Here is a 26972-nt window from a genome sequence, read left to right on the forward strand (position 1 = left end):
ATTATTTCTGATTTTTATTCCTTAATAACTTTAGCTTGTAACTAGTAACGGTAAAATTGAATGGCATATCAGGTGATGTACTTGCACTGATAGAATCCATTATAAATCCGATTCTTGCTTCCCATACCATATTTTCTAAAATTTCACCCGTACTATTTTGGGCCAATGATTCAAAAGTAACAACTGCCTCGGTATCGTTTATATTGTTAATTGATAATACATTAATTGAGCGTCTATATAATTTTTGATATCTTATGACCGGTGATAATGAGTTATCAATATTCATAAAATTAGCAAATTGCATATAAACAATACTCGTAGAAGCATTTTTGATAAAGGTAAATTGTTCTTTTAATATATCGTAATTGTATTCTTCTCGTTGTTTTACATAATTCTGAAGCATAATATTTGCGACAGAAATATAAGGATTGGCGAGTGTTGAATGTTTAGTATTAGTAACGGTAGCGTGTTTTTCGGCATCATCTTTTATTAAATAACTTACTTTTTTATTTATTGGTAACAATATGTTAATATTTATACAAATTAAGATTAATAATAAGGTAAAAAGCGTGCATATTAAAATCAGAAGACTTCTATGACTTAATGGTAAGATATACTTAAAATTATACCATTTTCTTGCATCAATAAAATATTCGCCGGATTTTATATATTCTTGTATTGCGTTGGTTAATGGGTCCATAATTACTAGATTAATATCTAATTTTATTCTGTTCTAACTCTATCATAATTATTATAATATGATTATGATTTGTTAATTTAATGTTATTTACGCCATAAAATAAGCTTATATTGTTGCTACAATACCAAATATTGTTTAACTTTAAAATTAAAATAAATAAATTATAAATTAAAATTATACAATAACAATTATTGATGGTAGTTATTATGCTATACTAGTCCCACTTGAAAAATTGGCGACAATATCTTTAATAAGTTCGCAGATAGACACGTATTAAGATACGCTCTGCTCCCAAGTGGCACTTCGTATAACTACTCTTTATTTACTGCAGAGTATAATAGTTTACAGTCTTTTTAATATTTTTTTCTATTTATAAATAGATTTTTTTAAAAAATGCTTGTGAACTATTGTATAGTAAGGTAATTTTAAAATAGTAACAAGAGAATTTAATAATGTATTTAGAATGTTAAAATCATTAAAGTTTCTATTAGTATTAACTATGCTTGCTCAATTACTGTCATGTACCCCTTCCGCTCCTTATGAAATTAAAAGTCCGTGTGTTTCTGCTGATATAGATGATGGATCGAGTTTAAGCGTAAATCCTTGTATAAGAAGACCGGTTAATTCAGTAAATATGGCATAATAAGTAATAGTTTTATACAGTCACAATGTAATAATAAAAATACCTTTGATATGAATAATATATTTGGCTTCTTTAAATCAAGTAACAACTCGAAAAGCGGTTCAGGAGATACACAAAATCAAGAAAGTATTAAATCGGCTAATCCTTTAAAAATTACTCAGAATTGGTATGAAGAGCGATCTGATAAGTTAATGGTTCAACGTAACTTACTTATCATATTAGTAATACTACTAACCATTTTTATGGTTGTGGCAACTTTAGTAATAGCATTTGTAGTAAAATCTAAACAGTTTGACCCTTTTGTTATTCAGCTTAATAGTAATACGGGGCATGCTTCGGTGGTAGAACCTATTTCATCGCCGGTATTAACGGCGGATGAGTCTCTTACAAGGTATTTTATAAAGAAATACATAACGGCGCGGGAAACATATAATCCGGTTGATTTTACGACGATAGCGCGTACGATAATAAGATTATTTTCAACAAGTGGTGTTTATTATAATTATCTTGGCTATATAAGAAATAAAGATTTTGATCCTACGATAAAATATAAAGAAGATAACACTACATTTTTAGTAATAAAATCATGGTCAAAAATCGCAGCAGATAAATATATAGTTAGATTTTCTGTAAATGAAACATCAGGAAGCCAATTAGTTTATAATAAAATAGCGGTAGTAAGTTATGCTTATGTGCCTATGCAATTAACAGATTCAGAACTTGACATAAATCCGGTAGGGTTTCAAGTTAACGGATATAGGGTAGACGATGACAATAGTTAGATTTTATTTTTTAGTTTTTGTATTATTAAGCGGTTTTACAGTACAACGAGAATGTACGCTTGTAGATGATCCATGTAATAATAGTAGCAATAATTATATAGATGATTTATCTATAACTAAGGATAATAGGATAAAAACTTATATATATAATCCAAATGAAGTTTATTTATTAGTTTTGCATTTTGGTTTTCAGTCGCATATAGAATTTGCTAAAAATGAAGAAATTCAAAATATAATTCTTGGGGATGCTTATGCTTGGAAAATAACTCCTTTGGCAAATAGATTATTTATTAAGCCTCTTGAAAAAGATATTCGTACAAATATGACTATTATAACTAATAAAAGAACATATGAATTTGATATTGCTTCTACGGAACTTATGATGGGTAACGAAAGGGATTTAGTATATGTAATTAAATTTTACTATCCTAAGAAAAATAGTAATTACATGGCAAGGTTTTAATTGATGTGATTGCTGTGTGAGTGGGACTTGTCCGCACTGCTCGTCTTATGTCATTCCCGCGTAGGCGGGAATGACATCTGGTAGTTTGCGATCCACGCGGGCAATGACAATAAAAACACTTTAACTAATATAATTTAGATAGATATGGCTGAAGAGCAAAATAATAACGATAATAATAATAGCGGTTCTTTATCAGGAGCAGATGCTCCTGAAGTACAAAGAGAATTATCAAAAGTTTCGGTTGGCTTTAATAAGAGTATTGCGATAGTAGTCGTAATTTGCGGTATTTTTATCTATATTTTTTATACTCTTTTTTTCGCTACTACAAAAGAAGAAATCCCAGAGACTCAAGTGCCGACTAATATTGTAAAACCTGTTACTGATGTTGATGATAATATTCCGGAGATTCCAAAGTTACCTGATCCGCCTAAGCTTGAGACGCCTACTGCTCCTCCACCACCACCTCCTCCGGTAGTAGAAGTTCCGCCGGTCTTGCCTCCGACTACTCCTGTGGAAGGTAAGACAGACAAAACGCTTCCATTGCCGCCGGTTTCGTTGCCTTCCACTTCAGGAACATTAGTTGAGAGTGATGCAGAGAAGAAACGTCGTGAAGCAAAAAGAAAATCAGCTATAGTGTTAGTTGCTGGTGTAGAGCCTAAAAAAACACCGGAACAGATTACAGCAGAAGCGACATTTAAAGATCGCGGTGATATGTCTTTGGTTCTCGGACGCGGTAAATTAATTGATGCAGTACTTGAGACGGCAATAAATAGTGATCTCGGCGGTGAAATAAGAGCCATTATTAGTAGAGACGTATTTTCTGAGCAAGATAAAGTTATATTGATACCGAAAGGATCAAAAATATTCGGTAAATATGCAACCTCAACGTCGTCAGACAGTTACGGTAGAGTTTCTGTAATATGGGATAGAATTGATTTAACTAACGGTTATACTATAGAATTCGACTCACCTGCAGTTGATAATTTAGGTAGACCAGGACTACAAGGGAGAGTTGATAATAAATATAAAGAACAATTTGCAAATGCCGTATTACAATCCGGCTTTAATATAGGTCTTGCTAAAGTCCTTGATAGGTTAGTGCCGCCTCCTATAGATTCGCAGGCAGCAGCTACCAATACTGCTACGGCAACGCAATTGTTAAATACTACTCAAACTATTGCGTCTAATACCGCTATGGATGCAAATACTAGGATAGTTACAATTTGTACTAATATACTTGCTGCTATTACCGATAAGACTTCGACTGCTTATACTACTATGACTCAAGCATGTACAACAGCACAGAATGCTTCTTCAGCGAATACTGCTGAGCAGAGACTTCAAACCTTAGTACAGGCAGTTAATACGGCGGCTTCAAGTTTGCTTACTACTACCTCTATAGCATCAACTCCGACGCAAGCACAACAAGCTTCCACTCAAGCTTTTGCGGATGTGACGAATGTTGTACAAAATATGATAACTCAGCAGCAGTTCAAGCCGACGACAACGGTTAATCAAGGTACGCCGGTTAGAATATACGTTAATAAGGATTATAAATTTCCAAAAGCCGTTTTATTAAAATCGAAGGTAATGCAATGAATGAAGAATTTGCAGCTTTAGAGACGTTTTTACTTCCTTTTAAAAATTTATTTGCTGAAGACGGTATTAACGAGATTATGGTTAATAAGCCTGGAGAAGTATGGGTTGAAAAAAAAGGCGATATATATTCTAAGCAAATACCGGAATTGGATAGTGAGCATCTACTTTCATTAGGGCGTTTAGTTGCTCAATCTACCGAACAGATGATTTCGGAAGAAAAGCCTTTACTTTCTGCAACTTTGCCTAACGGTTACCGTATTCAAATAGTATTTCCTCCTGCTTGTGAGATAGGACAAATCATTTATTCTATAAGAAAGCCTAGCGGTATGACTCTAACTTTAGATGAGTACGCTAAAATGGGGGTATTTGATGATACTGCAACAGAGAGTTTAGTAGATGAAGATGTAGTAATGTTAAATAATTTCTTAGCTGAAAAAAAGATTAAAGAATTTATTAGATATGCAGTTGTTTCAAAGAAAAATATCATAATTAGTGGTGGTACTTCAACCGGTAAAACTACTTTTACTAATACAGCACTTACTGAAATACCTGCAAGAGAAAGATTAATTACTGTAGAAGATGCTCGTGAGGTTGTGCTATCAAGCCATCCTAACAGAGTGCATTTACTTGCTTCCAAAGGAGGACAGGGGCGTGCAAATGTTACTACTCAAGATTTAATAGAGGCATGTTTGCGTTTAAGACCGGATAGAATTATAGTAGGTGAGCTTCGAGGTAAGGAAGCTTTTAGTTTTTTGCGTGCTATTAATACAGGTCATCCCGGTTCAATATCAACACTGCATGCCGATAGCCCTGCTATGGCTATTGAGCAGTTAAAGCTTATGGTTATGCAAGCAGATCTTGGTATGCCGCCTGAAGAAGTAAAGAAGTATATTTTAACCGTTGTAGATATAGTTGTGCAGTTAAAACGCGGTAGCGATGGGAAAAGATATGTTTCGGAAGTGTATTATAAGAATAATAAGAACGCTGAAGGTATGGTGTAGCGTACTTACTGTCATCCCCTGATCAAGGCCACGGGATCCATAAAAAAATAAAAAAAGTTGGATTCCGCGATCAAGTTTTGGGATGACACTGGGAAAGTCACTTCACGCAAAAACCCTTCACACAAAAACTAACATATAAGTAAAAACTAGGAAGCTCAGTTCATGGAATGGCATAAGATACTTAAAGTTACTAGAAATATATTTGGTCATGCTATAATTCATCCGGTTGTTATTTTTTGTACCATTTGGCTAAGTGGTGCATTTGTTGCAATTTTTACTAATGAGGTTGGAGCTTTAGGTGGAGATATAAATGCTATAAATATTGCTTATAAGTGGGCTTACTGGCTTATTAACGTTTGGGGGCAGTTAAAAATTGCCGACTATAATTATTTAAAATTGAAGCTACTTGCATCTCTTCTTGGTCCCGCTATTGTTGTAATAATATTTTACATTAAAAATTTTGCACGAATAAAATCATTACAATTTTTTGAGCAACCGGAAAAAGTATATGGAGATGCTAGCTGGGCTAATCCGTCAGATATAGAGGCTGCTGGTCTTAGATCCAAAAAAGGTATGTTAATAGGTGTAGATGCCGGTGGATATTTTGTTGCAGATGGGTTCCAGCATGCTTTATTATTTGCTCCTACAGGTTCAGGTAAAGGTGTGGGTTTTGTGATACCTAACCTGTTATTTTGGAGTGATTCAGTAGTAGTACATGACATAAAGCTCGAAAATCACGGTTTGACGAGCGGTTGGCGTGAAAAACAAGGTCAGAAAGTTTTTGTTTGGGAGCCTTCTAATCCCGACGGTATTACGCATTGTTATAATCCGATTGATTGGGTTAGTACTAAGCCCGGGCAGATGGTTGATGACGTTCAAAAAATTTCAAATCTTATAATGCCGGAAAAGGATTTTTGGAATAATGAAGCACGAAGTTTATTCTTAGGTGTAACTTTATATTTAATAGCTGATCCTACTAAAACTAAATCTTTCGGTGAAGTAGTGCGTACCATGAGAAGTGATGACGTAGTTTATAATCTAGCGGTCGTACTCGATACGCTTGGCGGTGTAATACATCCTGTTGCATATATGAATATTGCTGCGTTTTTGCAAAAAGCTGATAAAGAGCGTTCGGGCGTAATATCTACAATGAACTCATCGCTTGAATTATGGGCAAACCCGCTTATTGATTCGGCTACTGCATCTTCTGATTTCAACATACAAGAATTTAAAAAAGTAAAAACAACCGTATATGTAGGATTAACACCCGATAATATACAGCGTTTGCAAAAATTAATGCAGGTGTTTTATCAGCAGGCGACAGAATTTTTAAGCCGTAAAATGCCGAATTTAAAGGAAGAGCCGTATGGTGTAATGTTCTTACTTGATGAGTTCCCGACGCTTGGAAAGATGGATACTTTTAAAGCCGGTATAGCTTATTTTAGAGGTTATAGAGTTCGGTTATTCTTGATTATTCAAGATACGCAGCAGTTAAAAGGCACATATGAAGATGCAGGGATGAATTCCTTCTTATCTAATGCAACATACCGTATTACTTTTGCTGCTAATAACTATGAAACGGCAAATTTAATATCGCAGCTTGTCGGTAATAAGACGGTAGAACAAAGATCATTTAGTAAACCTTTATTTTTTGACCTTAATATTTCTACTAGAACCCAAAACGTTTCTCAAGTTCAAAGAGCTTTACTTTTACCTCAAGAAGTAATACAGTTACCTAGAGATGAGCAAATTGTTTTAATAGAATCCTTTCCGCCTATAAAATCTCGTAAAATTAAGTATTACGAAGATAAATTTTTTACTAGTAGATTATTACCACCGACTTTTGTACCTACTCAAGTACCTTTTGATCCTAGGGCAAATAATAATGAGGCTTCTGAAGAGACTGAAATAACAACTGCTCCGGAAAATAATGAGTAAGATCCAAAAATGCGTTCAGCTATTATTGATATCGGTTCAAATGCTTTAAGAGCTGTGGTTTATGAAAGTGATGAGCTTGGAGCTCCGGAAATTTTTAATTATAAATTTAGAAATTATCTTACAAATTTACTTAATTTAGATAATTTAGACGTAAAACATCAAACATATTTATCTCTACAATATCTTATCCATGTTTTTACCAAACTGTCCGTTACTAATATTAGATGTGTTGCAACAGCTATACTTAGGGGGCATCCTAAAGCAGATGAATTCAAAGCTATAATTAGAAAGAGATTCAATATTGATATTGAAATTATCTCAGGTGAGCGTGAAGCTTATTTAACAGCTGCCGGATTAATTTCTGGTATTAGTGATGCTTTCGGTATTGTAGCCGATCTTGGCGGCGGAAGTCTTGAGCTTGCACAGATTGGAAATAAAAAAGTAGGTAAATTAAAATCATTGCCGCTCGGTACAAAAATTATTGCTAGTAGCAATTTTGGTGATGTTGGACTGATTACTAAAATGCTAGAGGAAGAATTTGGAGCTGCACATCATCCTAATTTATATTTAATTGGCGGTGCATTACGTCTAATGAGCCGTATATATATGGAGTCTATAAATTATCCCCTTAAGAATTTACATAATTTTGAAATAAATCGTGTAGAGTTCGAGTTATATTTAGAGAAATTATCACAGATTGATAAATTAAAGCTGAGTTATTATGAGCAGAAAGCCATAAATTATAATGCAGTTCTAGTAATAAAAGCAATGATTAAGGTATTTTCACCGGAAAAGATTATTATCTCAAATTATGGTTTAAAAGAAGGAGTAAGATTTGACTCATTGCCGTCTCATGAAACAGAAAAAGATATTATTTATGAGAGAGTGAAGAGATTAGTAAAATTTGATAGAAATATATGTAATATTGAAAAATATATTAAAGCAGTACAATATCTTTTAATTAATTCCGATGCCACGACTCTTATTATTATTGAACTCGCTATAATGTTAGCACAATATAATAAAAATATTGATAAAACGCTCAGAGCAAATTTTGTTTCAGAATTTATATTATCTTCAGACATTCCTTTCAGTCATAGACAGCGTCTAATGCTCGGCATTGCTCTTACTGTTACTTATACTGCTAAAACTGATATGCAGATTAATAAAATAGCTAAGAAAATGATTAGTAAAAGTGATTATTACAACAGTCATATAATCGGTTATTATATAAAAATTGCTAGAGAAATTGATGGACCAGAATTCCAAGAACCTTCTTTTTCGATTAAATTAAAAGACGATAAATTTTTACAAATTAATGCTTCAAATATCTTGCCTAAACAAGTTTTTGAAAAGGTTTGTGAACGTTTAAAAGATATAAGTGCTGCTAGAAAAAATATTAGTTATAATTTTAGTGATTAATTGTTTTTTGGGTACCGTGGTCAAGCCACGGGATGACATCGAGTGCGTGTTCCGGTCTACACAATAAGACATTCCTGCTTTTGCAGGAATGACATCGAAATCTTTTTAAAAAATGTCCGGTACTTATTTTAAGATCTCTTAGTCTATCTCCCAAATCATTATATAATCCTGAAAACAACAAATATATTAGGATATATGATCAAAAATTATTGGAAAAAGTTTTGGAAGAATAGCACTACCAAATCACAAAATTTTATTGAACTAAATGACATTTCATACGGGAACTTAAAAAGAGTTAAGGTAGGCATAGAAGCTTATCGTGAAAATGTTCTAGTATATAAATGTATTAATTTAATTGCTCAATCGGCGGGACATGTGCAGTGGAAAGTGCTTAACAGTAGAACCGGAGAAGTAATATCAGACCATCCGGTACATTATTGACTAAAAAGCCCGAATCCTGAAAAAGACCGAGCAGATTTTTTTAGTGAGCTAATTTCAAGCAAATTATTATTCGGTAATAGCTATTTTTATCAACTCTAGATTCGTATCCTAATAGATTTATTTATTATCGGCAATATGTTATAGAACATAACAATTTAGTTGCTTATAAATATAAAAGTAACAAAGGCGATAGGATTTATAAGATTGATCCTATAGCTAAGATGAGTAGAGTCTTGCATTTAAAAGACTATCATACTTTAGATCAGCATTACTGGTTATCTTGTTTAGAAGTTTCCTCTCTTCCTATAGATTTACATCAGCAATCTTCTTATTGGAATCATTCATTATTACAAAATGGGGCAGAGATCTTCCGGGGCATTAATAGTACAGGATAGTAACGGTTATCTTAGCGATGAACAGTTTGAAAGATTGCAAGCTCAATTATCAGAGAAATTTCGCGGTAATAGTAATGCCGGTAAGCTGCTATTGCTTGAAGGAGGGGCTTGGTTTGCAAGAAATGATCATCAACCCGAAAGATATGGATTTTATCGAATCTAAAAACTCGGCAGCAATGGAAATAGCTTTAGCATTTGGAGTGCCAGCCGCAGCCACTTGGTATTAACGGTGATAATACTTGTAGCAATATGCAGGAAGCACACTTAGAGTTATGGGAAGAAACTCTAATACCTTTACTTGATAAAATTGTGGATAGTATGAGTAATTGGTTTTCATATCTTTTTAAGGAAGACATTATTATTGCTTTTGATTGTGATTCTATATCTGTATTAACCGAAAAGCGTGAAAATTTGTGGGTTCAAATCTCTAATGCTCATTTCATGACTTTAAATGAAAAAAGAGCTTTTGGTGGACTTCCACCGATTACAAACGGTGATAAATTATGACTAAAGATATTAGTGATACTTTAAATAATTTATATGATCTTATAGCAAGACTCATTATTCTGCTCGAAGATTAGTTAGTACGTTAAATAAATTATCTAATAGTCGTACAAGCTCAGAAAATTCAAAAATAGATGAAAAAGATAATAGATAATTTTTTAGAAAATTATAATTAAAAAAATCTTTGTTAAAATATTAAATTAATTAGAAATGTTCACAGCACCTAATATCTTATCTAATTCTAACCTCCTGATTAATATATTAATAGTATAAAAACTGATGTTGTAAAAACACCTCATCAATTCAATCAATATATCATTACTTTATATAAAAATTAATAAATTAAAGGGTTTGAATATTAAGTTATAGTTAATAAAATCAACTATAAGGTTAAGAGTTACGAGGAAACAATTTAGAATATTAAAAAGTTTTCTAGCAACCGTGTCAATATTAGGTATGTCATTGAACATACCGGTAAATGAAATATATACAGCAGCTGTTTGTCAAATGGTTGTGGAGGTTAATCTTAATAATCTGAATACTAATTTTAATCCACAATTTGTTGACGGTAATACTATTGAAGTGATTAATTACGGTAATATAACTGTATCAAATAGCGGTACTCACAATATAGGTGTGCTATACGAGCTAATCAAGAAGTAAATGCAATATTGGTCGGTAGCGGTCGCACGGATCTAGCTATAAATCTTACAATTGGTTCAATGTCCAGTGTTGTAAAGGGTTTGAATATTACAAGATTTGATAATGCTACTAATATAAATATTATTTTAAATGGTAGTGCAGTGGATGGCAATATTCCCACAGTAAATGATTATAGTGCATTACCACAGGTATCATTTATGCAGATGGGTGGCTGGGATAGTGTTTAATTGGTATTAATTTGAATATTAATGCCCCAATGACTCTAAATAGAACCTTTTACACTAGTGTATTCTCAGAAACGATAAATGTAAATGACGATGTTATAATAACTCAGCCTACTAAAGCTAGTGGTGCCGGAAATATGAATTTTAATATTGCTGTAGATAAATCGCTTACTTTATCTGCTCCAAATTCGATTCAAGATGGAACAGGTGCATGGAGAGTAAGCTTTACTTTTACAGGTGCAAATTCTGTCCTAAATATAGATGGTACTAATACTACAATCAGATGGGCAATAACTAACGGAGCAAATGGAACATTAAACGTAAATGCCGGAGTTACTACGGCTACTGATTCAACTGTTACTCCTCTTCAAAAGACGAATATCACCGATAACACTACTTTTAATATTGATAGTGTTAATAGTAACATGAATTTATTAAATAATAGAACAAGTATAGCGTTTAAAGGAGCAAGTTCAGAGTTAGATTTAATAAATACTGGTAATGCGGATAAGCAGTTTACGTTATATTCCAACTTAAATCCATAAGATGCAGAAGATGAATACGGTATAGTACGAGTAGAGGCAACTACAAACAATCTTACTATAGCAAATACTGAAGGACCTTATACGGTATGGCAGGACAATACCCATCGTCTTAAAGAATTTGAAGTTAAAGGAGCAGGTAATGTTATAGTTGATAAGTGGGTGTTTACAAAGCGATTTAACATGAATAGTACCGGACAAGTAATCTCGTAATCAAGTATTAGATTTAGGAGTGGATGGAGAGGTAATATATAATCAGCCTGGTACATTAAATGTTAGCGGTGATAATCCTATTATAGGGAAGGTTAACTTTCAAAATGTTGATGATATTCTTAAGGTAAGTATAGGTTCTAATCAAGTTTTCGGAGCTAATATAGATAATATAAATAATGCAGATAATAATGGTTCAGTTATTATATCGCAAGGAGGAAGTAATATAGCACAACTTTGACTATACAAGCTGGGAATGTTACCGGTACGATCGGTACTAATGAGAAAAGTTTAAAATGAGTAAATATCTGAGCAAATCCTATTACGTTCTCATCTAATGTATTTGCTCCTGTTGCTTTAACTGATCAAAATTCACAATTAACATTAGCAGGCGGTATTGTAGTTACCGACAAAAAACAATACAATAGGAGTATTATCGCGTGGAGTCGGAAGTAGCATAATGAACGGAATAGGAGCAAAGAACTGCAGCTTAGAAAGAGTAGAGCTAAGAGCGAGAGTGATCAGTCTTAGCTGTAATATATATCTGGAGCGGTGAAGCTTATGGCCGATACTTCAGTCTTAACGCTGGAGGATAATGCAAAGGTTTATGGCAGTGTAACAACGACGACGGATACAAAAGGTGTATTAGTACTTGGTCGGAATAACAGCTATAAAACGTATGAAAGAAGAGAAGATAAAGCAGCAGCAAGCAGAAGCTGCTAATCAAGCTTCACAAAATACTCCAACTATGTCTAGTGGTACTATACCGGTACCGCCTCCAATGCCTGGGAGTGGTATTCCTGTTCCACCTCCTCCTCCGTCAATTCCAAATATTGTAAAAAAAGAGGCGCAAGATATTGGTAAACAAATACCTCAGGAAGGAGATAAGCATAAAGAAGGATTGGTAAAAGCTATGGAAGCACAAAGAAAAAAAATAGAAAAGCAAAACTCAGGAAGAGGAATGTAATTATTATAGTATCATAATGGAAATTTCATTATAAAATAAACTATTAACGAATTAGAATGATTTTACAATATGTGGGTACCAAAGTATAGCAAGAGTGTATTAACGTGAAAGGTAGCGAAGAGAGATCTAGAGATTTATTTAGGAGTATTTGTATAGAACATGAAGTACAGATAATTTTAGGCAAAGTAGCTTGTGATCATGTTCATATGTTTATCTAGTATAGACCGCAAATAACACCTAGCAAACTTGTGCAGTATTGAAAATGCAGTAGCTCAAGAATATTATTGCAAGAATTTGCTTATTTGAGAAAGCAGTATTGGGGCAATCATTTTTGGGCTAGAGGTTATATGGCAGTTAATTTGGGTAATATTACTGATGAAATGATACAGCAGTATATTGATGAGCAAGAAGGTGAAACTATTAATGATGACCTATTTCTAATCGATTACACTTCTATTTATAACATCTCAGCTTATAGCTGAGAGTTGTTTAGTGAACGGTAACGTACATTATGAAGAAGATGGTACATTAGCACCTGAAGGTATAATAGGAGATATAGACTTTAAAGGAACTAACGGAACGTTTAATGTAGATGAAGGTCGTGCAATTGATGGAGTTGTACCTAGTACGGGTGGGATTGGCGGTATTTTGAATTTTCAAGGTAACGGTACTGTAAGTAAAAGTATAGGGACGGATGCTTGAAATAGCCATGCTATTATAAATATCCAAGGAGATGATACAACAAAATGTATCTCTAGCAAATGATGTATTTGTAGGTGGTGTTAATTTTACAAATGGTGGGAAACTACAACTTAGTAAGAGTCTCTCGGCAAAGAATGTTGATTTTGGAGCAAAATGCGGTACTTTAGAGTTTAATGGTAATGATCGATATATTGTTCAATGCTATTATAGCAAACGGGCAAACCTGTATATTAAACGTTTTCAATACCTTAACGGCTAATGGGTGCAAGCGTTGGTACGCTTAAAACAATAAATATAGGAGATGCTAATACATGGCAGAGTTTTTTAATTGAAGTAAGTAATGCTAACTTAGCTCTAATCACTAGTTCAAATAGCAGTATTAATTTTGGTAATGCAAATTCACAATTAACTGCTCCTATAGATCAAACTATTACGTTTGCTAATAATTTTAAAGGTGGTGGTATTGTTATTTTAAATGGTAATGGTCATAATTTAATTATAGACGGTATTAAGGGAGTAACGCTCGGTACGGCAGGCAAAGAGTTAGCTGAACTAAATATTAAGGGGGACGTTACTATTACCAATAATTTAGACATCCATAATAGTAATAAGTTAAATATTCAAAAAGGAGCATATTGTCCCGATCAAAGCTTAACTTTTGCTAAGATTGCAGAGATCAATATAGTTGAAGTAGCAGGAGCTGTTAGTTATGCTTTAGATGCCGTAAACGATGATTTTAAGTTAAATACCGGCGGTATGAAGTTTATACATGCAGATTCAGTATTAAATCTTAATAATAGTGCAAAGGCTTATGATCATACTATAAATTTAACCGGACCTTTGTATTCGGGACATGATAAGTTCGGTATAATAAAGTTAACTACAGGCGATAAAAATTTAATAATAGATAATAATGGTAATGATGATAATACACTAGGTATGGAATGGCATAGATTAAAAGGATTAGATTTTGTCAGCACTGGTAACGATACTATAAATTTACAAGCAGGAATAGATGTTGAGAGTATAGTATTAGAGATTCATGCTATTACGTTTAATAAAGTAAATGCAAATATTAGATTTGAAGATGATACGATATATACCGCAACAGGAAATATAAAAGGTGATGTTATAGATTTTTAAGGTAAAGCAGGTTTAATTAATATTGCTGATAATGTAAAAATTGATAGTAGCGTTATAAGTACTGGTGATATGAATGGTGAATTGAATTTTGAATGAGCATGTGAGATTACTAAATTAAGTACTAATATAAAAATGTTAAAAGCAGGTAGCGTTAATGTATCATTATAAGTGAGTGGGTTTTTACCGCTAAATTTACTGTACTTTTTATTTTGCATTGTTCAAGAAAAGCTTTAGGAATCCGTAGGCATCTAGAATTACCGATTTTAATAATTTCTCCATACATATTTATTACTGGTATATATTAATGTCTTAATATTGTAATTATTTTATATATACATATTAAGTAATTTTTATAACTTTAATTTTTTTTTAAATATAGATTGCAATTTTAGATTATTAGATTTTTCTGCTGTTGTACGAATATACTACTGTAAATAACGTTATGTCAGAACAAATAAAGCATTATAAGTTTTTTCAAAAAGCTTTAGAAAATCCTTTCGTCGCTAGATAATTTTTTAATATGCATTTACCGTCGAATATAAAAATTTTATTTGCCCCTGCTACTTAACGTTGGAAAATGATAGCTTTATAGAGCTAAGTTTTAAAGAATCTATCACGGATATTTTATTTTCTGTTAAAATTAATAATAGCGAAAGTTATTTATATCTACTACTGGAACATCAAAGTGGCTACGATCACTTAATGGCTTTTCGCTTGTTTAAGTATATGTTAAATATCGCTGAGCTGCACTCGAATTTTTATCCTAACTCCAAGAAATTTCCGTTTATATATCCCTTAGTATTTTTTAATGATAATCACAAATATACTGCTCATTTAAATTTATGGGATCTTATGAGAAATTAAAAGAAAATCCTTGGTTAGCTGTTTTACAGATTCTAATGAAATATATTAACGAACCTAATTTATTTGATAAATGGCAAGAAATATCCTAGTTATTTGACAATAATTGCTAATGCTAATACCGGTGTTGATTAGATAAAAAGTGCTTTGAGTTACTCTTTGACTCAAATAGATCAAACTGATAAAATAGAGTTAGAAAATATACTTAAATCATGTTTAAATCCAAAAGTAGAAGAGGAAATGATAGGCAGTATTGCACATCATTGGCTTCAAGAAGGTATGGAACAAGGTATACAAATCCAAAAAGCTCAAGATATGGAAATGGTAAAAGCAGAAAAAATTACCTTAGCTAAAAAAATGCTATCTATAAAAGAACCTATAAACAAGATTATAGATTTTACAGGTTTAACCAAAAGAGAGATTGAGAAATTAAAATAACTGCCCTCATTCTTTCAATTTGATACAGCCTCTAATCCCGCTTTGTTTTGGAAAGTAATGTCTATAGTTGATATATTACCGACTTTAAAATACATTTTTTACCTTTTAATTTTCTAGCTACGGGCATGATATTAAAATTCTTTTTAAGTAAAATAAAATCTTCGTGTTAAAGATGAGAGCAAACTAAGTTTTGAGTTGTAAATTCTCCTCTAACTATTTCGCTTATTTTATAAGTATCAATATCTAATTTTCCAATCTTTTGAATTTTATAATTTCTAGACCGAAAGCTGCCAAATTCCAATCATCATTAACTAGCGTTTCAAAATTTTGATAGTTGATAGTCAGAGAGTCTGAATCAAAACTAACAAGGCTTCCTATAAAAGTTCGGTGAGTTAAATTTGCTATTTTTGCGTAATCTCAAGTCAAGTCAAGTATAATACATTGAACTTGTTCATTTATGGTTTTCTCAAAACTGGACCAGATATTTGCAGCATGTAAATAATAAGAAGATAAATTATCTATAACGCATGAAACATAATAAGTTAGAGAAAGTAGTTGTATATTTACTATTCTCATTTGGTATTTAAGTTTGTTATAATGAGGTATCAAGCAATCCCCCTGGCTTAAACTCATGAAAAATTATCGGTATTAAGAATTTAATTACCTTACTTGTCATTACTTATACGTAACAGTAGGAATGATCATCATTATTAAACCTGTCGATAAAATTAATACTAAGCTTGCTAATAATATGTTCGTCAGGTATTTCTGTTTGCTTTAAATAGCTATTATCGCTCAACTTTATTAAGCTCTCACTGCTTAGATATAAATTACCTTTTCCTCGTTTCAGAAATGTAATTTTTTCACAATCGCTTGCTATTATATCAAAAAAGTAAAATCTTCTTAAAGCATTGATAACATCTATTATAGATAAAACTTTATTCAAAATAGAGCCATTTACCACTTCGTCAATAGTAGAAATATCGATTTTTTGTAGGTCAATACCGCTGTTGGCAGATAGCTGAAGGATTATCTAAGCAAAACTACAAGAGCCTAATTTGCCGTTAACTCAATGCCATTTTTCCCATAAATGATTATCGCTCCAAATATTCCCGTGCAGGCCATGCATGGTAGGGGCATGCGTCCCAAGTTCATAAAAACATTTCTTCTATATATTCTTGGGTTTGCTAATATGCTATAAATCCTTTAATAGCCGTACGTTGCAGTGAGCAATCCGTGCCCGCCGAGGAATATTTAGGAGTACCGCCGTTCGTGCATTTAGGATCAAAGAACACGTTTGGTTTATTTGGAGCTTTATCTATTGACGGACAGCTAAACTCGGTAAACCATATTTTTTTTATTTTTGGCTCCCAAGCCGTTCGCTTTCCATCAGGATTATAGTGATGGTTTTTCCACCAATAATCTACGTTTTTCCAAGCATAAGCAGCAGAATAGAGGTTGTTTATTACCAAATAACAATCATATTCTTCGCCGGTGTGGCCACCTTTCATAATTTCTTCTTTAGTTATCTGAGAACTTAAAGAACTAATTAAAGGGAAATAAACATATATACCTACACAATCGATATAAGTGGAGGCAAATAACGGATCTAAATTATACCACCCGCCGCTAGTATGATGATATTCCGAACAATCAGCGGCATAAGTCACTTGTACATTACTTCCTAATATTTCTTTTACTAAACGCGCAAGATTGATAAGTTCTAGCACTGCCAGAAAATTATTTGCTGAATCTTTTATAGAAGTTATACCGATTAGTTCTAAGCCGATTATAAAAGCATCAACGTAACCTTTAACAAGCCTTGCATAGTGCAGAATGACGTTATTATAACCGTCCGCTTTATGAAAAAAATTACTTGCTGCATTTGCAGAACCTGTTACATGCCCACGCCATGGTTGACCTGATAGATTCATGCAAAACATTGGATAAAACATAATTGTTAAATTATGTCTTTTAATCTCTATTAGGTAACGCACTACACTAGCATCATTAACCGTGCCGCCGTAATTAGGGTTGTTATGTTCATCTTTAGAGATAATGTTAGCATTCTCTCTATTATAACGACCTACTTGCCAAGTACATGAATATGAGGTTATGTGGTTGTTAAACTCTATAGCCGGTTTCATACGGCAGTGCCCTATGTTTAAACTATCGCCGAACCAAGAAAATACCGGTGCCATCCATTTAATATTAGGTCAGGTATTTTGTAGTTGATTAAGACTACATAAACTATCTGCAATATTATAATGATAATGGGAATTAATAGCCTCATGGCTTATAACACCGCTGTAAAAACTTGCTTGAGTTTTATATTGTACTTCCGTATTATAAACAAATTCACCTGAGCCGGGTATCATGTTAATTGGTACTGATTAAATTTTCAAGCTTTGTATAATTATTAGGCAGATAAATATTGGGTTTTCTTGTTGCTTCAAATGAAAAATTTGGAATAATATTGCTGCAATCTTCTAGAAGTAGTTCCTCAAATACTATATAGCTAAGAGATCTCAAAGCAGGCGTTTTGTCGCTGCTGAGATAGTTTTCAATTAAAGGATTGGGTGATTGTGTTTCTGAGCTTTTATATAATCTCAAATTATACTTACCTAAATTTATTACCTCATCACATACTAATACTCTGTTAATTTCGGTAATGTATCCCTTGCAAATACTAACTGCAAAAGAAAAGAAAGAGCTATATTCAGTGAAATTAGTAACGGATTTTAAGTTATGAAAATAAGAAAAATATTCTTTATGCGGAGTATTATGTTCTATCTATTTAATTTGATCTGCTCAAATTATTTTTTCGTTAACTCTTGCAGTACCGAAAATTAACGGTATAGCTGCACCGTAATTAGCTGTTACATATTTAAAACTTTCTTTGAAATTTTTAATATTGTCATATTCTATCGGTGCGTGATTTAATTGATCTAAATACTCACCAAGCATTTTACCGGCAAATCTACCTACGCTTGAAAATATACCACCGTCCAATGCATTTCCTATGACGCCGCAAAGCGAACTAAAAAAACTTCTGAACATATTTATCGTATTATAGTTTAATATGGATTGATATTAGCATTATGATGTGGTAACACTAATATATACTCGTTTAATTTGAAAAATTGGCAACGTCGTCCTATAAGTTTTGTGGTGCTCACGTGTTAGGTATACACTCCGCTCATCGCTTTGTAGACTCATTGCTCTGTTCCAAATTACACTTCGTCTATCCTATACAATAATAAAATTTTAAAAATTATGATGATATTCAAAAAATCTTTATTTATCTTTCTATTATTTATTACTTCCTTAGTTAAAGCAGAGATTATCGAAGTAGATAACTTAGATAAAATAAAACAAGATTTTAAAGACAATTACAATAAAAATTATGTACCTCAGGATTTATTAGTAGTAACAGTTTTAGATAAATTTTTGTTTAAGTCTTTAGTGCCTATAGGTGAACAAATTGACAAAGATATTTATCTTACACTAACTCCTCTTGTGCGTAATATTAATAAAAATCCAAAAGCTATTTATATAGACCAATTAATTTTAACTAATGATAGTTATAAGAAAGAACTACAAGAATCTGATTTTCCAAATTTTGTAAATGAAATGAGTAATAGTAAAATCCCTATAATAGCAGTAAATCATGGATTTACCGGTAATTTTAATAATATTCCTAAATTTGAAATATGGTTTGCCGATTATTTAAAGAAAAATTTTGATATTGATTTTTCAAATAGTTTTCCAAACAATAATTATGTTATTTTTAACAATTTAGACAGTTTTTCTAATACTTATCCGGTATTTTATAAGGGTATATTGACGAATAATAATATATCGGAAGCAGAAATGATGCTCAATTTCCTTATTTACATGGGCTTTATGCCTAAAGCTTTTATAATAATTAGCAGTAACATAGAATTATTAAAATCAATGGAGTTTCAACTTAATAGTTATAGTTCTAATATATTATTTATTGGTTATTATTATAATAATAACAATACCCCGAAAAATAAAGATGCTGCATATTATACTAAAATCATTACTGATTTAATACCTCAAATAAATAAGATAAAAAGAAATAATCCGACTCTAAAAACTAACAAGATAAAAGATAAAAATCCTTATGATAAAAATCAATAAAGTGTTATTGAGCTTACTTTGCTTAGTTATTTCGTGTGTAAGTTATGGTCAAATTATTCCTACTTACTCTGTAGATTCGGTAACAATGAAAAATTTATTACCGAAGATAGATGCAGATACGCTGGTACTTATAAATATAGATAATACTATCATAACACCGAAATCCAAATTATTTCGATATCAGGATAATTCTTATATAAATTTTACTAAATATTTATATAGTCTTGCAGCGGATAATGCATCAGTGAATAAAACTATTGCAAAATTGATAGTGCAGCGTCAAATGATTCTTGTTGAATCTAAATGGGTAGATTTAATTAATAAGATGAAACAGCAAGGTGCAACAGTTTTAGGTATTCAAGAAATAACTGCTCCATATAATTTAATTGAAAATTATGAAGGATGGTTATATACCGTACTTTACGGTCTCAATATTAATTTTACTAATAAAGTTAATGATAAAGATGTATTTCGATTTAACCCAAGTGATGCTGGTGCCCCTATTTTTTATTTAGGTATAATATTTACCGGTAATATAAATAAAGTAAAAACGCTTATAGAGTTCTTAAAAATTATACCGAAACAACCTACAAAAATAGTAATTTTTGCGAATAATAAAAAAGATTTAGAAAATATGGACTCTTATTTAAGCATGGTTGACATAGGATATTATGGAATTGAATATTTGGGGTGGCAAATGTTACCTGGATCACCTGATAATCGAATCGCTGAGTTGCAGCAATCTACGTTTTTAAATACCGGTCAGTGGTTAGAAGATGATGTAGCTAGCGAGATGTTAAACATTCCCGATAGCAAATTACATAAGTAATATTTTATTGAGAAATCGTCATTGCGATGCAAAACTGTCAGTTTTGACGAAGCAATCCAGTAAAAATTCTAATGTACAGAAATTTTTATTGTTTTTCTTGGTTGCCATGCAGTCTACGACTGTTCATGATGACGTGGTGGTATCCGCGCAACAACTCCGCAACTGTAAGCAGCGTGGCAATTTCATGAAATTAAAACTAGATTGCAGAAAAGCTTCGCTCTTTGCAATGCCAATTTTTAGTATCCATAATGGCAATGCATACGCATGAATGACATAATTCGCATTTAATAAATAATATGAATAATAACTTAATAGCCGCTTTAAAAGATTTAATTATTAATACCGGCAAGGTTGCACTAGATATAAAAAAGGCAGGAATATTGACTGATATTAAATCAGATGGGTCAGTAGTTACTAATGCCGATAAGGAAATTAGTAAAATAATTTATCAAACTTTACGAAGCTTAACCTCTCAAATAGCGATAGTATGTGAAGAGCAGCCGCTACCTATATTAAGCAGTGATACTTTTTGGTTAATCGATCCTATTGATGGGACACGGAGCTATGTAGACGGTAAAAGTACATATACGGTAAATATAGGGCTTATTGAAAACGGTTTTCCAACCATAGGCTTGATATATCACCCTGAAACGGCAAAGCTATATTATACCGATGTGAACGGTCGGTTAAAAATCGAACAGAATTCTAAAGAAATATTTGTTAATCATGAACCAAAACATGAAGAGCTTAATGCGGTAATAGGTTTTTATAATTCAAATAAAGCTACTAAAGAATTTTTAAGTAAGTATTCATTCGGTCAAATAAATGAAATAGGCAGTTCAATTAAATTATGCTTAATTGCTGAAGGGGCAGCTGATATATATCCACAATTCAGTCAAACTATGGAATGGGACATAGCTGCAGGTCATGCTTTAATTAAAGCCGGCGGCGGTAATATTTTAGATACACATGGACAAGAAATTACTTACGGTAAAGAAAATTTCGCTAATCCTAATTTTTTCGCTTGCGGTAAATATTGGTTGGAAAAGTATCCAGCCTGTAATACCTTGGCTTGACCACGGTATCCATTAGAAACATTTGTAGTAGTTCAATATTACTGGATACCGCGATCAAGTCGCGGTATGACAATACAGACTACTGAATCCATGCTTTCGCAGGAATGAGATCTTAAGCTAACTTCTTCAACTCATAAATCAACTCAAGTGCTGCTTTAGGGGATAATTGATCAGGGTCGATAGTTCTAAATTGTTCCTCTAATTTACTTCTTATAGTAGTTTGATTATGTTCAAGATTGAACAAGCGCAAATTATTTGATTCCGTTGATAAAATATTTTTTCCTTTACCGGTAGAAGTTTTCTCAAATTTAAGCAGAATCTGCTCAGCTCTGTTTATAACGCTAGCAGGGAGTCCTGCTAGAGCTGCAACATGAATACCGTAAGATCTATCAGCAGCACCTGATATAATATTATGTAAAAATAGAATATCTTTACCTGACTCCTCAATAGCAATAGTATAATTTTGCAAAGCCGGCAGGAAATTATTCATAACAGTAAGTTCATGATAGTGCGTAGCAAACAAGCAGCGACATTTTAGCTTATCATGGATATATTCAAGCACCGACCACGCTATAGATACACCGTCATAAGTGGATGTGCCTCTACCTACCTCATCCAGTATTATTAGTGAGTTTTTTGTAGATTGAGCAAGAATTGCTGAGGTTTCAAGCATCTCTGCCATAAAGGTTGATTGTCCCTTAATTAAGTCATCAGCAGCACCTATTCGGCTAAATATTTTATCGACTACCCCTATTTTGGCACTTTTAGCAGGCACAAACGAACCTATTTGAGCAATGATTGCAATAATGGCGTTTTGACGTAAAAAAGTACTTTTACCTGCCATATTAGGACCGGTAATTAACCAAATACGCTTAAGTTCCGATAAATGACAGTCATTATATACAAAGCTTTTGCTTTCTCGTTGTAGTACTTTCTCTACTACAGGATGCCGTCCTTTAACGATATCAAAGCTTAAATCATCGGTTAATTCAGGCTTAACATAATCATATTCATCAGCGATGTAAGCAAAATTACAAAATACGTCAAGCACGCTTAAGGAGCTTGCAAGCATTCGTAAATAGGCAGCTTTTTTGATTACTTGGCTACAAATATCGGCATATAATGCTTTTTCCAAGCTTATTACTAAGGTTTTAGCGTTGACTAACTCGCTTTCAAGCTTTTGTAGTTCAGTAGTAGTGTAACGGACATTATTAACCGTTGTTTGACGATGAATAAATTTGGGATCAAGGATTTTATTAACATTTTTAGCGGTAATATCGATAAAAAGCCCTATAACATTATTATGAGATATTTTTAAACTGTCTATGCCAGTTTCTTTGCGATATTGATCTTTTAGCTTTTCAATATGTAACTTTCTGTTATTAATTAAATCATGTAATTGAGCTACTTTCGGATGGTATTCATGTTTTATTATACCTCCGTCATTTAAATTATTTGGTACATCTGCTCTTATGCTCTCGTCTATTAAATGATATAATTCTGCATCGCCTGCGAGAGGTTTGATGATTTTTTCGATAAAATCAGGTAAATTAAAACCGTAAGCGTCAAAAAATACTCCTTTAATAATCGTTGCAGCTTCCAAGGTATATTTAATACTAAGTAAATCACAACCTGAACTTCTGTTCATTGTAATACGTGTTAGGCAGCGTTCTATATCACTAGTTTTTTTTAGAAGTTCTCTAATCCTTTGTACTATTTCTAAGTTAGAATAAAAGAACTCGGTAATATTTAAACGATGATTTATTTTAGCAATGTTGGTTAAAGGACTGGAAAGAAAATTATATAGTAAACGTCCACCTTGTTTAGTAACCGTATGATTGATGGTGTTTAGTAAACTTCCGTTCGAGCTGCCTTGCGAGTTTATTACAATTGCAAGGTTGTGTCTAGTAGAGAAATCAATAGTCATATAGCTATGAAAATTGATAATTCTAGGGATTGGTAAATGAGGGATGTTTTGTTTTTGCGTTAACGATAAATATTCTAAAATGCTGCCTATGACACAAATTTGACTGCTAGATATCTCACCGATTCCTTTAATATCTTTCATTTTATAAAAGTCTAAAATGATTTTTTTGCATTTATTAATCGCAAAACAACTATCAACCTGATATGTAATACGAAAATTTAATTGTTTGAAAATACTATCCGCAAGATTAGAAGATCTTAAATTTTCGCTAACTAGAATTTCACGAGGCTTTAAACGAGCCAGCTCATTCAGAATTTCCGCTTCCGGCACATTAACTACAAAAATTTCGGAAGTAGAAAGATCAACATAACAGATGCTAGCCGTTTCTTTATTTTGCGGTATTACGAGACTTGCTAAATAATTAGGTTCGGCTGAAGCAATTAAATTTTCTTCAATTATAGTTCCCGGAGTTATAATACGTGTAACGTCTCTAGTAACTACCGCTTTATAGCCGCCTCTATTTTTTGCATCTTCAGGGGTTTCAAGCTGGTCACAAATAGCAACCTTATAATTTGCTTCGATTAGTTTAGTTAAGTAATGCTCAAGAGCATGATAAGGCACTCCGCACATCGCAATTTCTTCTTCACCGTTTTTACCTCTTTTTGTTAAGGCAATACCTAAAACATTGCTGGCTAAGATTGCATCATCATAGAACATCTCATAAAAATCACCCATTCTAAATAGTAGTAAACAATCTAAATGAGCAAATTTAATGTCTAGATATTGTTGCATCATTTTCGTTGCAACATCGTAATTATATTTTTGTTTAAACTCTTGAATATTCATATTAAGCAGTATTATTCATATTATGGTTTATCGAATATATAATAATGTTTCATCAAGTTAAATATATATCTTTATAGGAAATTTAATTATAATGCTGCATTATTAAATTATTTCTGTTATTATTAATTTATACTGAAAATATTTACAATTAGATCATTATGAAAGCACAACTTGTATTTCTCAATCATAGAGTGTAAATGACAATTCCGAGTTATATTAGGGAGAAATGAAATTTATCTACAAGAAGTAAGTTAGAGCTGATAGTGCAAGATAATGCTTTTATGGTAATACCTATAAATAAATCAGTTGAAAACTTGAAACATATTTTACCAAAACCTAAAAAATACTATAACTATAGATGAAATGAATGAAATTATTAAAGATTCTTATGATAGGAATTGATACAAATATTCTCATTCGTTACTTAATCTGGGACGATAAAGTCCAAAGCATTCAAGCTATAGAATGAATAGAAAGATATTTCGGTCAAGACAATTCAATATTTATAAATAGTATAGTTATATGTGAATTAGTGTGGGTATTAGAAAAAGGCTATAAATATTCAAAAGGTCACATAATTTCGCTATTAAAGGCAATATTTAGTACAGTTGAATTTAGTTTCGAGAATCAACAAGTCTTATGGTTATCTGTTTTAGAATATGAAAATTATAAAACATATTTTTCTGATATATTATAATAGGTAAGCTGAATATATTTAATGATCGTAATTATACTGTTACTTTTGATAAAGCTGCAAGCGAATTAACAATGTTTAGGCTTGTGCCCGCTATTTGCTCTTAGAGGCTATTTAGAAATCATACGCAGAACCATAGCTGCAAAGAACTACATTATCGGTTAAAATTTGTTTACTAGAATAGCATCTTAATATCGTCAATATTAATAGCTTATAACGTGTCGCTTTTCCTTGTCCAAGACGCTCTAAACGTTTTAAATTAGATAATTTTTTATTATAGACTCAACAGTTCGTTCAGGAAAACCAAGTGCATTTACAGCGTCTTTACGACTAAATTCGTTAATTTATTTTGTATTAATCCAATTCCACATCATTAGTTATTTTGCAGATAACCAATACTCTATATTATCATTTTTAATTATTGATAATGCCATAGTACTTTATGATTTAACCACATTGAAAAAATCAACCAAGTGGTAATATCTTCTGATTTTGTCTTCCATGTAGCTTGAGTTTTATTAAGTGCAATGTAACAATCAATTTTCTTTGCTTCGATAATGTGTTCATGAGAAATAAATCACCATGCTTTAAAAGCAATAAATTAGTTAGTAATCTACTTGTTCTACCATTTCTGTCCTGAAATGAGTGAATGGCTCAATACTCGAAAATAAAATTAGCAATAATGATTACAGGGTGCTTAGTTTTACTATCACCCGTCCAATTGTACTAATCTATTAACTCCTGCATTTCGTTTTTTACTAAAGAAGGTGGAGTTGGATCAAATATTGTACCGACTACATTGCCATTAGGATCTTTTGCTTCTACACGATTTGGTCCAAATTTATAATTTCCTTTATGTCTTGCGTCTTTTTCACTATGAACCAACATATAATTGTGTAACTTTAATATAAATGATTCCGTAATACTAATTTCTGCATAATTATTCAAGATAAATTCAAGGTACTTTAAATATCCAACTATTTCCTGCTCCTCATGAGTCTTAAATTTTTTAACACTTAGATTTTTGTATAGACTTTCGACTTGCTAATCAGTAAGTTTATGACATTCAATACGATTGGAGGAGCCGGTTGAAATGATAATTACTGAACGTGTAAGATGATCTAGTGTGTAAAGTAAGATTTGTTCCGTAATATAGCAACTATTTGTTACTCCTTCAATTGCAGAAATTGTTGTATAAATTTCTGCAATTACTAGAGGATTAAGATTTAGTCTTTTATGTATATGAAAATCTTGTCGATTCATTTCATTATTTTTACATGAGTACTATGTGAAACATAATTAGATAATGTGAGTAACGTCAATATATTTTTATTTTATTTTTAACAATCTAACGTTATGTCTACCGCCTTCAAATTTAGTGGTTAAAAACTTATCTATAATATCAAACACTATTTTGTGATCTATGGTTTTTGCTCCGAGTATTAAGATATTAGCATCATTATGAGCTTTAGCGTTTTCAGCGGTTAACATATTATTGCACAAAGCTGCTCTTATTTCCGAGCTACGATTAGCGGCTATAGACATACCAATTCCTGTATCACTAATTAAAATACCGATAGGAGCTGATTTTTCAATAATAATATCTACTACTTTCTTAGCATAATCAGGATAATCGACGGTTTGCGTATTATTCGTTCCGCAGTCACAAACCTTTAAAGATTTCTGTTCTAAATAATTGATAATTTCAGACTTAAGCTCATAACCTGAGTGATCACTAGCTATGACAATATTATAAGTTTGCATAGTTAATTTTTTGATGGAAAATAATAACAAA

28 protein-coding genes and 2 pseudogenes are annotated in these 26972 nt (G+C 32.1%); 21 read left to right on the forward strand and 9 right to left on the reverse strand.

Annotated features, from left to right (window positions below):
- Nucleotide 1: 1 nt before the first annotated feature.
- Nucleotides 2–700, reverse strand: coding sequence for a VirB8 family type IV secretion system protein (locus A1C_RS01865; protein ID WP_012149354.1), 699 nt, complete (start codon nt 698–700; stop codon nt 2–4).
- Nucleotides 701–1163: 463 nt separating this feature from the next.
- Here A1C_RS01865 and A1C_RS01870 point away from each other — a divergent pair, with 463 nt between their 5' ends.
- The 16 genes and pseudogenes from A1C_RS01870 (at nt 1164) to A1C_RS08045 (ending at nt 14339) form a co-directional block, all read left to right on the forward strand.
- Nucleotides 1164–1343, forward strand: coding sequence for a DUF2706 domain-containing protein (locus A1C_RS01870; RefSeq protein WP_012149355.1), 180 nt, complete (start codon nt 1164–1166; stop codon nt 1341–1343).
- Between the two features lie 50 nt (nt 1344–1393).
- Nucleotides 1394–2125 (forward strand): VirB8 family type IV secretion system protein, encoded by a 732-nt coding sequence (locus tag A1C_RS01875; protein ID WP_012149356.1) that lies wholly within the window; start codon nt 1394–1396, stop codon nt 2123–2125.
- Entirely contained in the window at nt 2112–2588 is a 477-nt protein-coding gene (locus A1C_RS01880) for a TrbG/VirB9 family P-type conjugative transfer protein (RefSeq protein WP_012149357.1), read from the forward strand. Before A1C_RS01875 ends, A1C_RS01880 begins: the two co-directional genes overlap by 14 nt.
- Nucleotides 2589–2732: 144 nt before the next feature.
- Nucleotides 2733–4187, forward strand: a complete 1455-nt coding sequence (locus tag A1C_RS01885; protein ID WP_012149358.1) for a TraB/TrbI/VirB10 family type IV secretion system protein — start codon at nt 2733–2735, stop codon at nt 4185–4187.
- Nucleotides 4184–5188 (forward strand): P-type DNA transfer ATPase VirB11, encoded by a 1005-nt coding sequence (gene virB11 / locus A1C_RS01890; RefSeq protein WP_012149359.1) that lies wholly within the window; start codon nt 4184–4186, stop codon nt 5186–5188. The genes A1C_RS01885 and virB11 overlap by 4 nt, the downstream gene beginning before the upstream one ends.
- Before the next feature lie 162 nt (nt 5189–5350).
- Nucleotides 5351–7126: a type IV secretory system conjugative DNA transfer family protein gene (locus A1C_RS01895; protein ID WP_012149360.1), complete on the forward strand. Its 1776-nt coding sequence runs from the start codon at nt 5351–5353 to the stop codon at nt 7124–7126.
- 9 nt (nt 7127–7135) lie between these two features.
- The gene (locus tag A1C_RS01900; RefSeq protein ID WP_012149361.1) at nt 7136–8548 is read left to right on the forward strand and encodes a Ppx/GppA phosphatase family protein; all 1413 of its coding nucleotides are present in this window, start codon (nt 7136–7138) and stop codon (nt 8546–8548) included.
- 195 nt (nt 8549–8743) lie between these two features.
- A pseudogene (locus A1C_RS06175) lies at nt 8744–9891 on the forward strand (phage portal protein).
- 453 nt (nt 9892–10344) lie between these two features.
- The gene (locus A1C_RS01915) at nt 10345–10551 is read left to right on the forward strand and encodes a hypothetical protein (RefSeq protein ID WP_232279061.1); all 207 of its coding nucleotides are present in this window, start codon (nt 10345–10347) and stop codon (nt 10549–10551) included.
- A gap of 8 nt (nt 10552–10559) precedes the next feature.
- A complete protein-coding gene (locus A1C_RS01920; protein ID WP_012149363.1) occupies nt 10560–10778 on the forward strand; it encodes a hypothetical protein in 219 nt (72 codons plus the stop codon).
- Between the two features lie 29 nt (nt 10779–10807).
- On the forward strand, nt 10808–11320 hold the full coding sequence (locus tag A1C_RS01925) for a hypothetical protein (protein ID WP_041816753.1): 513 nt from the start codon (nt 10808–10810) through the stop codon (nt 11318–11320).
- A 229-nt stretch (nt 11321–11549) separates the two neighbouring features.
- On the forward strand, nt 11550–11768 hold the full coding sequence (locus tag A1C_RS01930) for a hypothetical protein (RefSeq protein ID WP_012149365.1): 219 nt from the start codon (nt 11550–11552) through the stop codon (nt 11766–11768).
- A gap of 411 nt (nt 11769–12179) precedes the next feature.
- Nucleotides 12180–12494: a hypothetical protein gene (locus A1C_RS01935; protein ID WP_012149367.1), complete on the forward strand. Its 315-nt coding sequence runs from the start codon at nt 12180–12182 to the stop codon at nt 12492–12494.
- Nucleotides 12495–12563: 69 nt separating this feature from the next.
- Nucleotides 12564–12976, forward strand: a pseudogene (gene tnpA, locus A1C_RS09665) (IS200/IS605 family transposase).
- Nucleotides 12977–12986: 10 nt separating this feature from the next.
- On the forward strand, nt 12987–13196 hold the full coding sequence (locus tag A1C_RS01945) for a hypothetical protein (protein ID WP_012149369.1): 210 nt from the start codon (nt 12987–12989) through the stop codon (nt 13194–13196).
- Nucleotides 13197–13454: 258 nt separating this feature from the next.
- Nucleotides 13455–14339 carry a hypothetical protein gene (locus A1C_RS08045; protein ID WP_012149371.1) on the forward strand — a complete coding sequence of 295 codons (885 nt, stop codon included), beginning with the start codon at nt 13455–13457 and terminating at the stop codon, nt 14337–14339.
- On the opposite strand, the gene A1C_RS01960 is transcribed toward A1C_RS08045, so the two are convergent.
- A complete protein-coding gene (locus A1C_RS01960) occupies nt 14336–14554 on the reverse strand; it encodes a hypothetical protein (protein WP_012149372.1) in 219 nt (72 codons plus the stop codon). The two genes, A1C_RS08045 and A1C_RS01960, sit on opposite strands and share 4 nt — an antisense overlap.
- 355 nt (nt 14555–14909) lie before the next feature.
- Here A1C_RS01960 and A1C_RS08425 point away from each other — a divergent pair, with 355 nt between their 5' ends.
- Nucleotides 14910–15203, forward strand: a complete 294-nt coding sequence (locus A1C_RS08425) for an Rpn family recombination-promoting nuclease/putative transposase (RefSeq protein ID WP_232279062.1) — start codon at nt 14910–14912, stop codon at nt 15201–15203.
- 156 nt (nt 15204–15359) lie between these two features.
- Entirely contained in the window at nt 15360–15638 is a 279-nt protein-coding gene (locus A1C_RS08430) for an RpnC/YadD family protein (protein ID WP_012149374.1), read from the forward strand.
- Between the two features lie 679 nt (nt 15639–16317).
- Here A1C_RS08430 and A1C_RS01975 read toward each other — a convergent pair.
- From A1C_RS01975 to A1C_RS01990, 4 genes are all read right to left on the reverse strand, one after another.
- Entirely contained in the window at nt 16318–16584 is a 267-nt protein-coding gene (locus A1C_RS01975; protein WP_232279063.1) for a phage tail protein, read from the reverse strand.
- 241 nt (nt 16585–16825) lie between these two features.
- On the reverse strand, nt 16826–17839 hold the full coding sequence (locus A1C_RS01980) for a baseplate megatron protein TIM-barrel domain-containing protein (RefSeq protein WP_041816755.1): 1014 nt from the start codon (nt 17837–17839) through the stop codon (nt 16826–16828).
- 15 nt (nt 17840–17854) lie between these two features.
- Nucleotides 17855–18016, reverse strand: coding sequence for a hypothetical protein (locus tag A1C_RS07620; protein WP_012149375.1), 162 nt, complete (start codon nt 18014–18016; stop codon nt 17855–17857).
- Between the two features lie 433 nt (nt 18017–18449).
- Nucleotides 18450–18698 carry a hypothetical protein gene (locus tag A1C_RS01990; protein WP_012149377.1) on the reverse strand — a complete coding sequence of 83 codons (249 nt, stop codon included), beginning with the start codon at nt 18696–18698 and terminating at the stop codon, nt 18450–18452.
- A 222-nt stretch (nt 18699–18920) separates the two neighbouring features.
- Here A1C_RS01990 and A1C_RS01995 point away from each other — a divergent pair, with 222 nt between their 5' ends.
- The 3 genes from A1C_RS01995 to A1C_RS02005 all read left to right on the forward strand — a co-directional run bounded on the left by A1C_RS01995 (nt 18921) and on the right by A1C_RS02005 (nt 21710).
- Nucleotides 18921–19805: a DUF2608 domain-containing protein gene (locus A1C_RS01995; protein ID WP_041816820.1), complete on the forward strand. Its 885-nt coding sequence runs from the start codon at nt 18921–18923 to the stop codon at nt 19803–19805.
- A complete protein-coding gene (locus tag A1C_RS02000) occupies nt 19789–20634 on the forward strand; it encodes a DUF2608 domain-containing protein (protein WP_012149379.1) in 846 nt (281 codons plus the stop codon). Before A1C_RS01995 ends, A1C_RS02000 begins: the two co-directional genes overlap by 17 nt.
- Before the next feature lie 296 nt (nt 20635–20930).
- Nucleotides 20931–21710, forward strand: coding sequence for a 3'(2'),5'-bisphosphate nucleotidase CysQ (locus tag A1C_RS02005; protein ID WP_012149380.1), 780 nt, complete (start codon nt 20931–20933; stop codon nt 21708–21710).
- A gap of 112 nt (nt 21711–21822) precedes the next feature.
- Here A1C_RS02005 and mutS read toward each other — a convergent pair whose 3' ends face one another.
- The 3 genes from mutS to rpiB all read right to left on the reverse strand — a co-directional run bounded on the left by mutS (nt 21823) and on the right by rpiB (nt 26941).
- The gene (gene mutS, locus A1C_RS02010) at nt 21823–24483 is read right to left on the reverse strand and encodes a DNA mismatch repair protein MutS (protein ID WP_012149381.1); all 2661 of its coding nucleotides are present in this window, start codon (nt 24481–24483) and stop codon (nt 21823–21825) included.
- A 1420-nt stretch (nt 24484–25903) separates the two neighbouring features.
- A complete protein-coding gene (locus A1C_RS08435; protein ID WP_232279064.1) occupies nt 25904–26065 on the reverse strand; it encodes a hypothetical protein in 162 nt (53 codons plus the stop codon).
- Between the two features lie 441 nt (nt 26066–26506).
- Entirely contained in the window at nt 26507–26941 is a 435-nt protein-coding gene (gene rpiB, locus A1C_RS02020) for a ribose 5-phosphate isomerase B (RefSeq protein ID WP_012149383.1), read from the reverse strand.
- Between the last annotated feature and the right edge of the window lie 31 nt (nt 26942–26972).

Source organism: Rickettsia akari str. Hartford, from assembly GCF_000018205.1.
In the GTDB taxonomy this organism is placed as follows: Bacteria; Pseudomonadota; Alphaproteobacteria; order Rickettsiales; family Rickettsiaceae; genus Rickettsia; species Rickettsia akari.

Coding starts and splice junctions, on each gene's coding strand:
- A1C_RS01900 (WP_012149361.1), top strand. CDS start 7,136: ATGCGTTCAGCTATTATTGATATCGGTTCAAATGCTTTAAGAGCTGTG.
- A1C_RS01960 (WP_012149372.1), bottom strand. CDS start 14,554: ATGCAAAATAAAAAGTACAGTAAATTTAGCGGTAAAAACCCACTCACT.
- A1C_RS02000 (WP_012149379.1), top strand. CDS start 19,789: ATGATAAAAATCAATAAAGTGTTATTGAGCTTACTTTGCTTAGTTATT.
- A1C_RS07620 (WP_012149375.1), bottom strand. CDS start 18,016: ATGATACCCGGCTCAGGTGAATTTGTTTATAATACGGAAGTACAATAT.
- rpiB (WP_012149383.1), bottom strand. CDS start 26,941: ATGCAAACTTATAATATTGTCATAGCTAGTGATCACTCAGGTTATGAG.
- A1C_RS01925 (WP_041816753.1), top strand. CDS start 10,808: ATGACTCTAAATAGAACCTTTTACACTAGTGTATTCTCAGAAACGATA.
- A1C_RS01980 (WP_041816755.1), bottom strand. CDS start 17,839: ATGGCACCGGTATTTTCTTGGTTCGGCGATAGTTTAAACATAGGGCAC.
- virB11 (WP_012149359.1), top strand. CDS start 4,184: ATGAATGAAGAATTTGCAGCTTTAGAGACGTTTTTACTTCCTTTTAAA.
- A1C_RS08045 (WP_012149371.1), top strand. CDS start 13,455: ATGGGTGCAAGCGTTGGTACGCTTAAAACAATAAATATAGGAGATGCT.
- A1C_RS08435 (WP_232279064.1), bottom strand. CDS start 26,065: ATGTTGGTTCATAGTGAAAAAGACGCAAGACATAAAGGAAATTATAAA.
- A1C_RS01865 (WP_012149354.1), bottom strand. CDS start 700: ATGGACCCATTAACCAACGCAATACAAGAATATATAAAATCCGGCGAA.
- A1C_RS01875 (WP_012149356.1), top strand. CDS start 1,394: ATGAATAATATATTTGGCTTCTTTAAATCAAGTAACAACTCGAAAAGC.
- A1C_RS01990 (WP_012149377.1), bottom strand. CDS start 18,698: ATGTTCAGAAGTTTTTTTAGTTCGCTTTGCGGCGTCATAGGAAATGCA.
- A1C_RS01880 (WP_012149357.1), top strand. CDS start 2,112: ATGACAATAGTTAGATTTTATTTTTTAGTTTTTGTATTATTAAGCGGT.
- A1C_RS01870 (WP_012149355.1), top strand. CDS start 1,164: ATGTTAAAATCATTAAAGTTTCTATTAGTATTAACTATGCTTGCTCAA.
- A1C_RS01915 (WP_232279061.1), top strand. CDS start 10,345: ATGTCATTGAACATACCGGTAAATGAAATATATACAGCAGCTGTTTGT.
- A1C_RS02005 (WP_012149380.1), top strand. CDS start 20,931: ATGAATAATAACTTAATAGCCGCTTTAAAAGATTTAATTATTAATACC.
- mutS (WP_012149381.1), bottom strand. CDS start 24,483: ATGAATATTCAAGAGTTTAAACAAAAATATAATTACGATGTTGCAACG.
- A1C_RS01885 (WP_012149358.1), top strand. CDS start 2,733: ATGGCTGAAGAGCAAAATAATAACGATAATAATAATAGCGGTTCTTTA.
- A1C_RS01895 (WP_012149360.1), top strand. CDS start 5,351: ATGGAATGGCATAAGATACTTAAAGTTACTAGAAATATATTTGGTCAT.